At 64.7% G+C, this 13491-nt stretch carries 11 protein-coding genes; 5 read left to right on the top strand and 6 right to left on the bottom strand.

Going from position 1 to position 13491, the window contains the following annotated elements; all coding sequences use genetic code 11:
* Positions 1-800 precede the first annotated feature (800 nt).
* On the top strand, positions 801-1997 hold the full coding sequence (locus tag ACOIX3_RS17030) for an acetyl-CoA C-acyltransferase (RefSeq protein WP_420970984.1): 1197 nt from the start codon (positions 801-803) through the stop codon (positions 1995-1997).
* A gap of 120 nt (positions 1998-2117) precedes the next feature.
* On the top strand, positions 2118-3422 hold the full coding sequence (locus tag ACOIX3_RS17025; protein ID WP_420970983.1) for an MFS transporter: 1305 nt from the start codon (positions 2118-2120) through the stop codon (positions 3420-3422).
* Between the two features lie 17 nt (positions 3423-3439).
* Here the strand turns inward: ACOIX3_RS17025 and ACOIX3_RS17020 are convergent, their stop codons facing one another.
* Positions 3440-4222 (bottom strand): acetoacetate decarboxylase, encoded by a 783-nt coding sequence (locus tag ACOIX3_RS17020; RefSeq protein ID WP_420970981.1) that lies wholly within the window; start codon positions 4220-4222, stop codon positions 3440-3442.
* 240 nt (positions 4223-4462) lie between these two features.
* On the opposite strand from ACOIX3_RS17020, the gene ACOIX3_RS17015 reads away from it, so the two are divergent.
* Positions 4463-5626, top strand: coding sequence for a patatin-like phospholipase family protein (locus tag ACOIX3_RS17015; protein WP_420970980.1), 1164 nt, complete (start codon positions 4463-4465; stop codon positions 5624-5626).
* Between the two features lie 128 nt (positions 5627-5754).
* On the opposite strand, the gene ACOIX3_RS17010 is transcribed toward ACOIX3_RS17015, so the two are convergent.
* Complete coding sequence (locus tag ACOIX3_RS17010; protein ID WP_420970979.1) at positions 5755-7314, bottom strand: acyl-CoA carboxylase subunit beta; 1560 nt, start codon at positions 7312-7314, stop codon at positions 5755-5757.
* The gene (locus tag ACOIX3_RS17005; protein WP_212315040.1) at positions 7244-8218 is read right to left on the bottom strand and encodes an IclR family transcriptional regulator; all 975 of its coding nucleotides are present in this window, start codon (positions 8216-8218) and stop codon (positions 7244-7246) included. Before ACOIX3_RS17005 ends, ACOIX3_RS17010 begins: the two co-directional genes overlap by 71 nt.
* 130 nt (positions 8219-8348) lie before the next feature.
* Here ACOIX3_RS17005 and ACOIX3_RS17000 point away from each other — a divergent pair, with 130 nt between their 5' ends.
* Entirely contained in the window at positions 8349-8570 is a 222-nt protein-coding gene (locus tag ACOIX3_RS17000) for an acetyl-CoA carboxylase biotin carboxyl carrier protein subunit (RefSeq protein WP_092113090.1), read from the top strand.
* Between the two features lie 282 nt (positions 8571-8852).
* The gene (glsA, locus tag ACOIX3_RS16995) at positions 8853-10712 is read left to right on the top strand and encodes a glutaminase A (RefSeq protein ID WP_420970978.1); all 1860 of its coding nucleotides are present in this window, start codon (positions 8853-8855) and stop codon (positions 10710-10712) included.
* Between the two features lie 220 nt (positions 10713-10932).
* Here glsA and ACOIX3_RS16990 read toward each other — a convergent pair whose 3' ends face one another.
* From ACOIX3_RS16990 to ACOIX3_RS16980, 3 genes are all read right to left on the bottom strand, one after another.
* Complete coding sequence (locus ACOIX3_RS16990; protein WP_420970977.1) at positions 10933-11460, bottom strand: carboxymuconolactone decarboxylase family protein; 528 nt, start codon at positions 11458-11460, stop codon at positions 10933-10935.
* A gap of 475 nt (positions 11461-11935) precedes the next feature.
* The gene (locus ACOIX3_RS16985; RefSeq protein ID WP_420970975.1) at positions 11936-12295 is read right to left on the bottom strand and encodes a Zn-ribbon domain-containing OB-fold protein; all 360 of its coding nucleotides are present in this window, start codon (positions 12293-12295) and stop codon (positions 11936-11938) included.
* On the bottom strand, positions 12292-13428 hold the full coding sequence (locus tag ACOIX3_RS16980) for a thiolase family protein (protein ID WP_420970974.1): 1137 nt from the start codon (positions 13426-13428) through the stop codon (positions 12292-12294). Before ACOIX3_RS16980 ends, ACOIX3_RS16985 begins: the two co-directional genes overlap by 4 nt.
* Positions 13429-13491: the final 63 nt, after the last annotated feature.

Here is a 13491-nt window from a genome sequence, read left to right as displayed (position 1 = left end):
AGTCGTGTGGTCCTGACGCCCTAGCGGCAGGTGTCCTCTCGCAAGACGCGCAAGCGTTTTGCGAAGGCGGTGACAAGCAAGCCCAGTCTCGCCGGGGAGAGCACGAAGTAAGCCGTAACCCATCGCGCAGGGAAAGCCGGATTGCTCCGGTTACACCTGTGGTCCTACCCCCGAGCTTTCTACCCATTGCTCGGGGCCCATGGGTGCGATCGGCACCCGGCTTTCCCTGCGCCCTCTGTTCAAGAGAGGCCGGAATGAAAAGCAAAGCTCGGGCAAATCATGTCGCGAGAGCGCGAAGCTGTATCCCCATTACAACTGTCATCGCCCGCGCATGCGGGCGATCCAGTACGCCGCGGCTTCTCGATTCGAGCACCAACGTCTCTGGAATACTGGATCGCCCGGTCGAGCCTGGCGATGACACCGAGATCAGGTACGCAATGACGGTACGTCGTATCGCGCGAGAACCCATCCTCATCGTCGTCCTGGCGAAAGCCAGGACCCATTACCCCAAATGGGATTTGTTGCGCGACGCTGGGGCCACACCCCTCTCTAACAACACGACCCTGTGGTTATGGGTCCCTGCTTTCGCAGGGACGACGATTGTGGATAAGGACCGCGCCACACATTCGGCGTCGTCCCGGCTTTGGCCAGGACGACGGTGGTGATTGCGGAACTATCCCGGCCACTCCAACTCATGCGAACACGACATTTTGTCATAGGACGTGGAGTTGCATTTTTTGCATCGCATCATATGATGATAATAATCCAATCAAATCCCCGGCATTGAAGGGAATCCTGCCATGGCAACCAGCACCGATCCCGTCGTCATCCTCTCCGCCGCCCGCACCCCACTTGGCCGCTTCATGGGCGAGCTCACGCCGCTCGCGGCGCACAAGCTCGGTTCGCACGTGATCGGCGCGGCGCTGGAGCGCGCTAAGCTTGCGCCCGAGCGCATCGACGAGGTGTTCATGGGCAACGTGCTGCCCGCCGGCCAGGGCCAGGCCCCCGCCCGTCAGGCCGCGCGCGGCGCCGGGCTTCCGGATGCCACCGGCGCCACCACCGTCAACAAGGTCTGCGGTTCCGGCATGAAGGCGACCATGCTGGCGCACGACATCATCAAGGCCGGCTCGGCCGAGATCGTGCTGTCCGGCGGCATGGAGAGCATGAGCAACGCGCCGTATCTCTTGCAGAAGGCGCGCGGCGGCTATCGCGCCGGCCACGACCGCATCATCGACCACATGATGATGGACGGGCTCGAGGACGCCTATGAGACCGGCCGCTCGATGGGCGATTTCGGCGAGGCCACCGCGGAAGCCTATCAGTTCACCCGCGCCGACCAGGACACCTATGCGATGGAGACGCTAAGCCGCGCCCGCAAAGCGGTCGAGGGCGGCGCCTTCAAGGCGGAGATCGCGCCGATCACGCTCACGGAGAAGGCTGGTCCGCGCATCATCGCCAATGACGAGCACCCGCTGAAGGTCGATCCGGCAAAAATCCCCGGCCTGAAGCCGGCGTTCCGCGCCAACGGCACCATCACACCGGCCGCCTCCTCGGCCAATGCCGACGGCGCCGCGGCGCTGATCCTGGCGCGGCGCTCGCTCGCCGACCGCGACGGCCTGCCTGTTCTGGCCGAGATCAAGGGCCACGCCACCCACAGCCAGGAGCCGCAATGGTTCACCACCGCGCCGATCCCGGCGATCAGAAAGCTGCTCGACAAGGTCGGCTGGAGCGTCGGCGATGTCGACCTGTTCGAGATCAACGAGGCGTTCGCGGTGGTGGCGATGGCGGCGCAGCGCGACCTCGGCATTCCGCGTGACCGGCTGAACATCAACGGCGGCGCCTGCGCGCTCGGCCATCCGATCGGCGCCACCGGCGCACGGCTGATCGTGACCCTGCTGCACGCGCTGGAGGCGCAGAATCTGAAGCGCGGCGTCGCGGCCCTGTGCATCGGCGGCGGCGAAGCCACCGCGATCGCCGTCGAGCGGGTCACGCACTAGTTTAAAACGGCCCCACCTCCGAGTCCGAAAACGAGGGAACTTTGGCATTTTAGCCATAGCTCCCTCGTGGCATATTGTGCATCACGAATAGAACCCTCATTGTATTTCATCCGGGGCCCAATGATCTCGAACTGGCTTGCTTCCGCCCTCGCCCGCCGCAACATCCATTACGGCTGGGTGATGGTCGCCGTGACCTTCCTGGCTGCGCTGATCTCGGCCGGCACCGTCGGCGCACCCGGTGTCTTCATCGTGCCGCTGCAGAAGGAATTCGGCTGGTCCACCGCCGAGATCTCCTCCGCGCTGTCGATCCGCTTCATCCTGTTCGGGCTGATGGCGCCATTCGCCGCCGCGCTGATGAACCGCTACGGCCTGCGCAATGTGACGCTGGCGGCGCAATTGATCGTGGTGTCGGGACTGTTGGCCTCGCTCGCCATGACGCAGGTGTGGCAGCTCGTCCTGTTGTGGGGCGTGGTGATCGGGATCGGCACCGGCATGACCGCGCTGGTGCTCGGCGCGACGATCGCGACGCGCTGGTTCGTGGCGCGACGCGGCCTCGTGATCGGCATGCTCACTGCGAGCGTCGCGACCGGACAGCTCGCCTTCCTGCCGCTGCTCGCGACCATCACCGAGCGTTACGGCTGGCGTGTCGCGCTCGGCCTCGTCTGCGTCATGCTCGGCGTCGCCGCCTTTGCCGTGCTGATGGTGATGCGCGACCGGCCGAGCGACGTCGGCCTGCGCCCGTTCGGCGACGAAGGCACCGCGCCCCTGCCCGCGCCGCCGCCGGCCAATGCGCCGATCATGGCGGCCGCGCTCGGCACGCTGCGCGACTCCTCGAAGTCGTCGGTGTTCTGGATCCTGTTCGCGACCTTCTTCGTCTGCGGCGCCTCGACCAACGGCCTCGTCCAGGTCCACCTGATCCCGATGTGCCTCGACTACGGCATCCCGCAGGTACAGGCCGCGAGCCTGCTCGCGGCGATGGGCATCTTCGATTTCTTCGGCACCATCATCTCGGGCTGGCTGTCGGACCGCTTCGACAATCGCAAGCTGCTGTTCTGGTACTACGGCCTGCGCGGGCTGTCGCTGCTGTATCTGCCGTACTCCGACTTCACGTTCTACGGCCTGTCGCTGTTTGCGATGTTCTACGGGCTCGACTGGATCGCGACCGTGCCGCCGACGGTGCGCCTGACCGCGCAGCGCTTCGGCGCTGAGCGCGCCAATCTGGTGTTCGGCTGGATCTTCGCCGGCCACCAGCTCGGCGCCGGCGCCGCCGCGTTCGGGGCCGGGCTGTCGCGCACGCTCTATGCAAGCTATCTGCCGGCCTTCTTCATCGCCGGCGCGCTCTGCGTAATCGCCGCGCTGAGTGTGCTGGCGATCTCGCGGCCGCAGCCCAAGGTCGCGCCGGAGGCGAAGCCGGTCGCGGCCTGATCGGGCCTCGCTGCGTGCTACTCCGCGGCGAGACCGGTCGGTGCCGCCTCTGCGACGTCCTTGTTGTAGTCGTGCACGACGCGGCCGAACGGCAGCGTCAAATCGGCGATGTAATGATGCGCGCCGACGACGCGCTTGACCGGGAAATCCGCGACCGGTGCGTTGACGTGCGGCACCAGATGCAGGCGGCCCGGCCCGATCCACGATCCCTTGACGACGATGTCGGTCAGGTTGATCGCAACGAGCTGGCAGATCTCGAGATGACCGTCGACGCCGGGGATCATCTTCAGATTGACTTGCGTCTTCGACAGCGTGGCGCGGGTGATGTCGCCATTGCCCGCCATGCTCTCGTGCTTGTAGCCCATCGTGCCCATCGCAACGAGCTGGCCGGCATATTCCAGGGTGCCGGTCAGGGTGTCCTTGACGATCTCGAGCTTGGGATGGGCGTACTTCTTCGGAAAGCCCCAGATCTCGCGGCCGGCCGCGATAGGTGGATCATCGTCGAGATACATCTGGCAGACGAAGTTGACTTCTTCGCCATGCAGCCGCGCGGGGATCACGAGGCCGGACTCGGTGTAGCTGCCGAAGCCGGAGCTGTCGGGCATCTTGATCCATTCGTAATGCACGATCGCCTGCTCGATCGGCTCCAGCGGCTCAGGCAGGCCGGCGCGGATCAATTCAGGATCGGTCTCATACGTGATGACGAGGAATTCGCGATCGATGAAGCGGTAGGGTCCGGCGGGATAGCTCGGACCAGCAGCCGGCATGGACGGAAGCTTGAGCAGATCTTCCCTGCGCATCGCAATAACCCCCTGTTCGGAAACATTGGGCGGAGGCTAGCGGCCGAGATTGACAGCGATATGAGGGATTTCCGTCACGGGCATGACCGCGGTTACGCTTGCATGACCCGCGTGTCGCTGATCAGGCCAATGCTAACCATGCAGGCGGGCATGGCGGATGCGCCGTGCGCCGGCGCGGCACTTGTCATCACGGCGTCATCGGCACCCTGAATTCTCGCCGCAATTTTTGGAGTGTCTGATATGGACGCGCGGTCCCCTCATGTCGACGATATCGATCACGCGACGCCCGGCTGGCGTCCCGAAGGATGCGATCGCGTGGCGCTGGTTCTGCAGGGCGGCGGCGCCCTCGGCGCCTATCAGGCCGGCGTCTATCAGGCGCTGCATGAATCCAGTATCGAGCCCGACTGGGTCTGCGGCGTCTCGATCGGTGCGATCAACTCGGCGATCATCGCCGGCAATCCGCCCGAGAAGCGGCTGGAGCGGCTGCACACGTTTTGGGATCGCATCACCTCCCGCAAGATCTGGCACTACACGCCGGACGGCGACATCTTTCGCAAGGCGCGCAATTTCACCAGCTCATGGCTGACGACGACGCTCGGACAGCCCGGCTTCTTCACCCCGCATCAGAGCAATCCGTGGCTCAGCCCGGCCGGCGCGCGCACCGCCACGAGCTATTACGACACCACGCCCTTGCGTGAATCGCTGCTCGAGCTGGTCGATTTCGACCGCATCAATTCCAAGAAGATGCGCTTTGCGGTCGGCGCGGTGAACGTGCTGTCCGGCAACTTCATCTATTTCGACAATGCCCATGACGAGATCATCCCCGAGCACATCATGGCGAGCGGCGCACTGCCGCCGGCGCTGCCGATGGTGAAGGTCGGGACCGATCACTTCTGGGACGGCGGCATCGTCTCCAACACGCCGCTGCAGCATCTGCTTGATCAGGAAGACAACGCCAACTCGCTGGTGTTCCAGGTCGACCTGTTCTCCGCACGCGGCACGCTACCGCGCGACATCCAGGACGTGATGGCCCGCCACAAGGACATCATGTATTCGTCGCGCACCCGCTACAACACCGACGTCTACCGCAAGACCTACAATCTGCGCACCGCCCTGCACAACGCGCTGGGAAAAATCCCCGACGACCAGCTGTCGGAAGAAGAGCGCCAGCTCAAGAAGGCGAACGCTCGGCTGCCGGGGATCACGCTGCTGCAGCTGATCTATCAGCAGAAGGCCTATGAGGGCGACGCCAAGGACCACGAATTCTCCGGCACCTCGATGCGCGAGCATTGGGCGAGCGGACACGAGGACACCAAGCGCTCGCTGAAGCGGCGCGAATGGATCAAGATGCCCGAGAACGGCATGGGCATCGTGATCCACGACGTGCATCGGGAAGCGGAGTAGATAAGGTCGTCATTGCCGGGCTCGACCCGGCAATCCATCCCGCTTGGCATGACTTACTCGTCCGCCGTTGCGGACGATGGATGCGCGGGTCAAGCCCGCGCATGACACGGTGGTTCGCGGCGGCGGCCTTACGGCCGCGTCGACATGTTGCTCGGCGGCCCGGCCTTGCGGATCGGCTCGGCGAGACGCGCGAACTCGCAGAGCAGCGAGCGCGTCTTGCGCGGATCGATCACCTCCTCGACCCAGAACTTCTCGGCCGAGCGGAACGGCGAGCGCAGCTTGTTGAGGCGATCCTCGATCTCGCGCAGCTTGGCCGCGGGATCACTGGCCGCATCGATCTCGGCGCGATAGGCAGCCTCGATGCCACCCTCGAGCGGCAGCGAGCCCCAATAGGCCGACGGCCAGGCATAGCGCATCGAGAACCGGTTGGCCGGCTGATGCACCACGCCGGCGACGCCGAAGGCGTTGCGGATGATGATCGTGCACCAGGGCACGGTGCTCTGGTTGACCGCCGCCATCGCCCGCACGCCGTGACGGATGGTCGCCGACTTCTCGGCCTCGAGCCCGATCATGAAGCCGGGGCAATCCATCAGATAGACCACCGGCAGATGGAAGGTCTCGGCGAAGTCGACCCAGCGGATCACCTTCTGGCAGGCGTCCGCGGTCCACGAGCCGCCGTAGTGGAAGGGATCGCTGGCGAGCAGCAGCACCGCCCTGCCCTCGATCCGCGCCAGTCCGGTGATCACAGGCCGGCCGAAATTGCTGGCGACCTCGAAGAACGAGCCCTTGTCGACGACGGCATCGATGATCGGCCGCATCTTGTAGACCTGCTTGCGGTTGCGCGGCACGGCCTTCAACAGCGATTCCTCGGCACGTTCCGGATCGTCGGTGCAGGGAATGGTCGGCGGCAGATCGTAGACCGACGCCGGCAGATAGGACAGGAAGCGCCGTGCATAGTCGAACGCCTCCTCCTCCGTCTCGACGGCCTGATCGATCGCGCCGGCGCGGGTCTGAATGTCGGCGCCGCCGAGCTCCTGCTTGGTCAGATCCTGACCCAGGCGCTTCACCACCGGCGGGCCGGCGACGAACATCGCGGAGCTCTTGGTCATGACAGAGTAGTGCGTGGCCGCCAGCCGTGCCGCGCCAAGGCCTGCGACCGAGCCGAGCCCGAGCCCGACCACCGGCACGCGCGCCAGATTGGCGGTCGTGTACCAGTACCAGCGCGTGCCGCCGACACCGCCGGGCAGATTGGCCGCGCCCCTGGTCTCGATCGTCTTCACCGAGCCGCCGCCGCCCGAGCCCTCGATCACGCGGACGATCGGCAGGCGGAAGTCGTGCGCCATCTCCTCCGCCATCAACGGCTTTGCGGAAATCGATGCATCGGCCGAGCCGCCGCGCACGGTGAAATCGTCGCCGACCACGACCACGGTGCGGCCGTCGACCCTGGCGCGGCCGAACACGCAGTTCGCCGGCGTCAGATGCTTGAGTTCGTTGCTCTCGTCGTATTCGGCGATGCCGGAGATGGCACCGACCTCGTGGAAGCTGTTCTGGTCGACGAGCTTGTCGATACGCTCACGAACCGTGAGCCGGCCCTGGTCGCGTTGCCGCTTGACCTTGTCAACGCCTCCCATCTCCCGCGCGAACGCTTCGCGCCGGGCGAGGTCGTCGAGTTCCGGCTTCCAGTTCATTCATTGCCTCCGTCTTGATGATTTTGTTGTTGTTATGGGCGGCCACCGGAAGTGACTTGCGTTCGATCCGATTGCTGAAGATGTCGCCGTCGGCGCCTTCGAGCAGGCTGCCGACCGCGGCGGCGAGGTCGACCATCAGCGGCGCGACCTCGCGATGCAGCCGCTGCTCGTCATACATCGCCGAGAGCAGGCCGATCGTGGTGACCACATAGGTCTGGTATTGCGGTGACCACAGCGGCACCGCGACGCCGTTGATGTGCGGGCTCCACAGGCCGCAGGCGACGACGTAGCCGTGCTCCTGCAAGTGGCGGCGGTTGGCCGCGATGCGCGGCGTCAACATCTTGGCGCTGTCCGGCAACTCGCCTTCCATCTCCGATATTAGCGCATCGCCGATCGCGGGATCGAGCGCCGCCGTGTAGGCGTGACCGGCGGCAGTGGTCGCCATCGAGATGCGGCTGCCGGTGGCCTCATGCAGGCCGAGCGCGTTCGCCGCACGGGCGAACTCCAGATAGACCAGCTGAAAACGGTCGGGGATGACGAAGCCCACGGTGCCGGGCAACTGATCCGCGACATCCTGCAACCGCAGCCGGATCAAATTGCGGAGCTGCAACCCCTTCATCATCGACGTGCTCATCGCGACCGCACTCGGGCCGATGCGATATTTCTGGTCGCGCGGCAGATAGACGAGCTGTCCCATCCGCGTCAGCGTGTGCGTCAATCGCGACACCGTCGAACGCGGCAGGCCGCAGCGGTTCGAGATTTCGAGATTGCCGAGCCGGGCTTCGTGTCCTTCGAAGCACCGCAACACATCAAACGCGCGCGACACCACCTGGATGACATCGCCATCGCCAGTCTCGCTGGCGAGCATTCCCTGCCGGCTAAGCCGTTCCGAGCGCCGTCCCATTTGTTTTGGCTCCATTCCGTCTTGCGGAATAAAATTCCACTTGCAGATGAAGCTACCTCAGGCAATCTGCCGCCACAACAAAAAGCCGTTCGCCGGATGAAATTTCCGCAAGACGGTATCGGAGAGTGGAATGCCAGAGATCAAGGTTGTGACCGAAGTTGCCGGGCGCGTTTGCGCGCTTCCTGTCGAGGCCGGCAGCAATATCGGCGATGGCGACGAGATCGCGTTCGTCGAAGCGATGAAGATGGAGATCCCGGTCACGTCGACGACGGCAGGCAAAATCAAGTCGATTTTGGTCAGGATTGACGACGTCATCGCCGAAGGCCAGGCCGTCGCGATCGTCGAGACCTGAGCGCGGCCGTCAAGCCGCTCGACTCGGACCAAATTCCCAGATGTCATGTGATCGGCGGTGGTTCCTTTGGGAGCCGCACGGCGTCGCATGCTGTTTCGCTTTCGAAACATTCTCAACCAGAAAGTTTCGTATGGCGATACAATCGCCGAGCAACCGCTCGTTTTGTGAACATCTGTTCGAAAACCGATAGCCGCCGGTTCGCGCCTGCTCGGCTCATCACCCGGCTGATGTCGATGCGCGCTCGGTTGCGCGCGCCCTGATTGCGTTGCACAACAGGAGGCGATGAAACGATCGCCTCCTCCCGTCACCGCCACCACCACGGCCTGGTCCAGCTCGAAGCCGCCGCTGCTGCGGTTTCTGCACGCTTGTTACGCCAACTTCCTGCCGGAGGCCGGCGGCGCGGTGGCCGACTACATCCCCGAGCTCGGCAAGGCCGACCCTGCCCATTTTGGCATCAGCCTCGCGACGCTCGACGGCCATATCTATGAGGTCGGCGACACCAGGGTGCCCTTCACCATCCAGTCGATGTCAAAACCGTTCGTGTTCGCGCTGGCGCTCGACACGCTCGGCGCCGAACGGGTGGAGAGCGTGATCGGCGTCGAGCCGTCCGGCGATCCCTTCAACTCGATCCGGCTCAATGCCGAGAACCATCCGTTCAACGCGATGGTCAATGCCGGCGCAATCGCCTGCTCCGGCCTGCTCCATGCCGACAAGGGCGACGGCGCATTCGACTACATCCGCCAGGCGCTCGGCCGCTTCGCCGGCCGCGAGCTCGATGTCGACCAGGCGGTCTACGCCTCCGAGAGCGCCACCGGCGATCGCAACCGGGCGATCGGCTATCTCCTGCGCACCAACAGCGTGATCACCGAGAACGTGCCTGCGGTGCTCGACGTCTATTTCCGGCAATGCGCCATCCTCGTCACCGCGCGCGATACCGCCGTGATGGCGGCGACGCTGGCCAACCGCGGCATCAATCCGCTGACCGGCGAGCAGGTGGTGACGCCCTACGCGATCGCGCGCACGCTGTCGGTGATGACCTCGTCGGGGATGTACGACTACGCCGGCGAATGGATCTACCGCGTCGGCATCCCCGCCAAGAGCGGGGTCGGCGGCGGCATTCTGGCGGCACTGCCGGCCCGGCTCGGGCTCGGCAGCTACTCGCCAAAGCTCGACAAGCACGGCAACAGCGTGCGCGGCATCAAGGTCTGCGAGGCGCTGTCGGCGCATTACGACCTGCACATGCTGAATCGCAGCGACGACGCCCGCCACAGCATCATCGCCGACTACAACATCGGCAAGAATCCGTCGCGCCGGGTGCGCCGGCCGCAGGAGCAGGAGATCCTGGCAAAGCACTTCCAGGAGGTGCGCGTGATCGAGCTGGTCGGCACGCTGTCGCTCTCCAATGTCGACTATGTCTCGCGTCGCCTCGCCGGCAGCCCGCGGCCGGAGTTCGTGATCTTTGACCTGCGCCGCGTCACCGCGACGACCCGCGCCGGCGCCCGGCTGGTGGCGGAGGCCTTTCAGGAACTCGCCGAGCTTGGCGTCACCGTGATCCTCTCCGGCATCAAGCGGACCTCGCGCGAATGGACCACGATCAGCGAGTGGACCAACCGGCTCGGCAACATCAGGGATTTCTATCTGCTCGACACCGCGATCGAATGGGCCGAGGATCAGATCGTCTATCGCTATGGCGGCTCGATCGACTTCCTCGAGACGACAGAACTGTCCGAACAGCCGCTGCTCGCCGGATTGAGCGAGGCTGAGATCGCCGATCTCACCACGCTCTGCACGGTCAGGACCTACCAGCCGAATGAAAAGATCATCGCCGCGGACAGTGAGGCGACCTCGCTGTTCTTCCTGCGAAGCGGCGTGGTCCACGTCACCCTGCCCGACGGCATTCGGCTCGCGACGCTGACCGCCGGCATGGCGTTCGGCGAGATGGCGCTGCTCGAGACGAAGCGCTCGGCCGACGTGCTCGCCGACATGTCGGCGACTGCCTACGAGGTCGCGATCAAGGATTTCGAGCGCTTCCGCGAGCAGCACCCGCGCGCCGGCGAGCGGATCATGCGCAACCTCGCGCAGATCCTCGCCGAGCGGCTGATCGTGGCGAATGCGAAGGTGGATCTGCTGACGTCGGGGTAGGTCTCTGTCACGCAGCGCGGGGATTTGTGGAACTCGTCATGCCCGGGCTTGACCCGGGCATCCACGTCTTGGTGCTGACCGTGAGGAAAGACGTGGATGGCCGGGTCGAGCCCGGCCATGACATCGGAGGGTGCATGCGCTCCGGCCTCTCCCCGCATCCGCCTTCGCCAAGGCTTCGGCGGGACAGGCGCGGGGCGAGGCAGGAAAGCGCAGCTCGCGCCTAGCTCACCACTTCCGTCACCGGCTGCATGTCGATCTCGAACGTCTCGAGAAACTTCGACGTCATGATGTAGAAGCCGACCGAGAGCTGCAGCTCGATCAGCGCGGCGGGTGTCAGCAGCGCCGCGATCGCCTTGAAGGTCGCATCTGTCGGCTTCTTCAGCTTGACGATCTCGTCGGTGAAGGTCAGCGCCGCGCGCTGCACCTCGTCGAAGCAGCTCGCCGACTGCCAGTTCTCCAGCGCCGCATTCTGCTCGTCGGTGACACCGACATTCTTGCCGATGCGCTTGTGCGCGACGATCTCGTAAGGCGCCTCGCAGAGAATGCCGGTGCGCGTGATCGCGAGCTCGCGCACGATCGGATCGAGTTCGCCCTTGTGGCGGATCGCGCCGCCGAGCCGGCAGTACTGCTCAAAGTAAGCAGGCGAATGCGCCATCATGCGAAAGATGTTGGCGTTGCGGTTCTTGTCGAGGATCTCGCGGGTGCGCGGGCTTGCCTTCGCGGGATCGGAGTAGTCGATACGGGCCATTTCCTAACCTTGATCTCTGTCGTTTCTGTCGGGTTCCGAAACAGTATCCGCCGGCCGTCGCAGGAGCAACACGCGCGAGTCAAATTGCCGCCGCATTCCCATACAACCCTGACACAGTCGATATTCGCTGAGTGGGGACTCATCAAAAGCGAATGCTCGACGCGGGGTGTTCCGAGTACAAAATCTGGCCGTCGTTCGCGCAATTTGCGCAACGATGAGTCACGCCCGAGTCTAGGGGAAACGCATGAAGGAAGCCACCAAGAGGGCGGCCTCGGAAGCGCTTGCGCAAATGCTGGCGGTGACGGCGATGCTCGTCATCGCCAGCTTTGTCTTTTATTGGCACTGAGGCATGATCCGGAAAAGTGTGTAGCGGTTTTCCGAAAGATCATGCCCAAACAAGCTATCCGTAAACTATGAGGGGCAGGAGCGAACCAATTCAGCCTGGTCTTGCGTTCTGACCGGTTCGTTCAGCCCCTCATTTTGCCTTTGCGAAATACGGAACCAGCCGTCCCGCAAATTGCGTGAAGCGCGCCGAAACCTTGTCGCCGATGGCGAGGTCGTTGTCGCCGTGCGCCATCATGCGAAAGCCCTCGTCGGCGTCCACGAGCAGGATGTTGTAGGGCACGTGCGCCCGGGTCTCCGGCGTCGCAGCGCGGCAGACCAGTGACGTCGCATACACCGTCCCTGCTCCGCTGGCGCGATGCTCGGCAAGATCAGGCGAGCCGCATGTGGCGCAGAAGCTGCGGCGGAAATATTGCCGCGCGCCGCAGGCGTTGCAGGTCTGGTAGACGATGGCTTCCGCGCCCTTGGTCCAGTCAGCGATCGCTCCACTCATCGCACACGCTCCAGGAACATGCTGACATGCGACGACAGCACGCCGCCATCGCCATGCAGCAGTGCGACCGAGGCGTCGCGTACCTGGCGATTGTCGGCGCGGCCGGTCATCTGCAGATGGGTTTCGACCAGATGCGCCATCGCGCCGCCGACGCCGCAATGGCCATAGCTGAGCAGGCCGCCATGGGTGTTGAGCGGCATCTCGCCATCCTGATTGAAATAGCCGGCGCGCACCCGCGCTGCGGCCTCGCCGCGCTTGGCGAGGCCGAGATCTTCCAGCAGCATCGCGAGCGTGATCGTGAAGCTGTCGTAGACCGCCGCGTAACTCACGTCCGATATCGCAACGCCCGACACCTCTTTCGCCTTCGCGATCGAGATCTCCGCACCCAGCTCGTTCAGCGCGGGCGCGGCCGTGACGTGTTGATGGGTGTGCGCCTGGGCGCAGCCGCGGATGCGAACCTGCCGCGCGCCGGACGGCTCGCGGCTGATCACGCAGGCCGCACCGCCGTCGGACACCGGACAGCAATCCAACAGCTTAAGCGGCATCGCTACCGGCTTCGAGGCCATCACATCGGCAACCGTGATCGGCTCGTGGAATTGGGCGCCGGGATGCATCAGCGCGTGCTTGCGCATCAGCACCGCGAACTCGGCGAGGTCTTCCTGCGTGAGCCCGTACTCATGCATGTAACGCGTCGCAACCAGGCCGTAATAGGCCGGGATCGTCGGCCCCAGCGTCACCTCGTAATCGGGATGGCCGACCTGGGCCAACGCCTGGATCGAGGCGTCGCGGCTCTGTCCGGTCAGCCGGTTCTCGCCGCCGACCACCAGCACGTGTTTTGCCACACCCGCGTCGACGAGGTGATGCGCCAGCATGGTCATCGCGAGGCCCGTGGCGCCGCCGACCTGCACGGCATGGGCGTAGGACGGGCGAATGCCGAAGTGCTCGGCGAACACGGTGGCCAGCATGATGTGCGGCGAGACCGTAGAGTAGCCGCACAGGATGCCGTCGATGTCGGCTCGCTTCAGCCCGGCATCGGAGATCGCAAGCTCGGCCGCCTTGCTCATCAGGTCGAGCGAGGACAGGCCCTCATGCTTGCCGAAGGATGTGAGGCCAACGCCGGTGACGAAGCTCATGGTGCTAACTCCTCGTCGTCATTCCGGGGCGCGCGTAGCGCGAGCCCGGAATCCATACTCACG

It is taken from the genome of Bradyrhizobium sp. B120 (assembly GCF_049075665.1).
GTDB lineage: Bacteria > Pseudomonadota > Alphaproteobacteria > Rhizobiales > Xanthobacteraceae > Bradyrhizobium.
The sequence above is the reverse complement of the archived record's forward strand: the minus strand, read 5'-3'. Positions and strand labels throughout refer to the sequence as shown.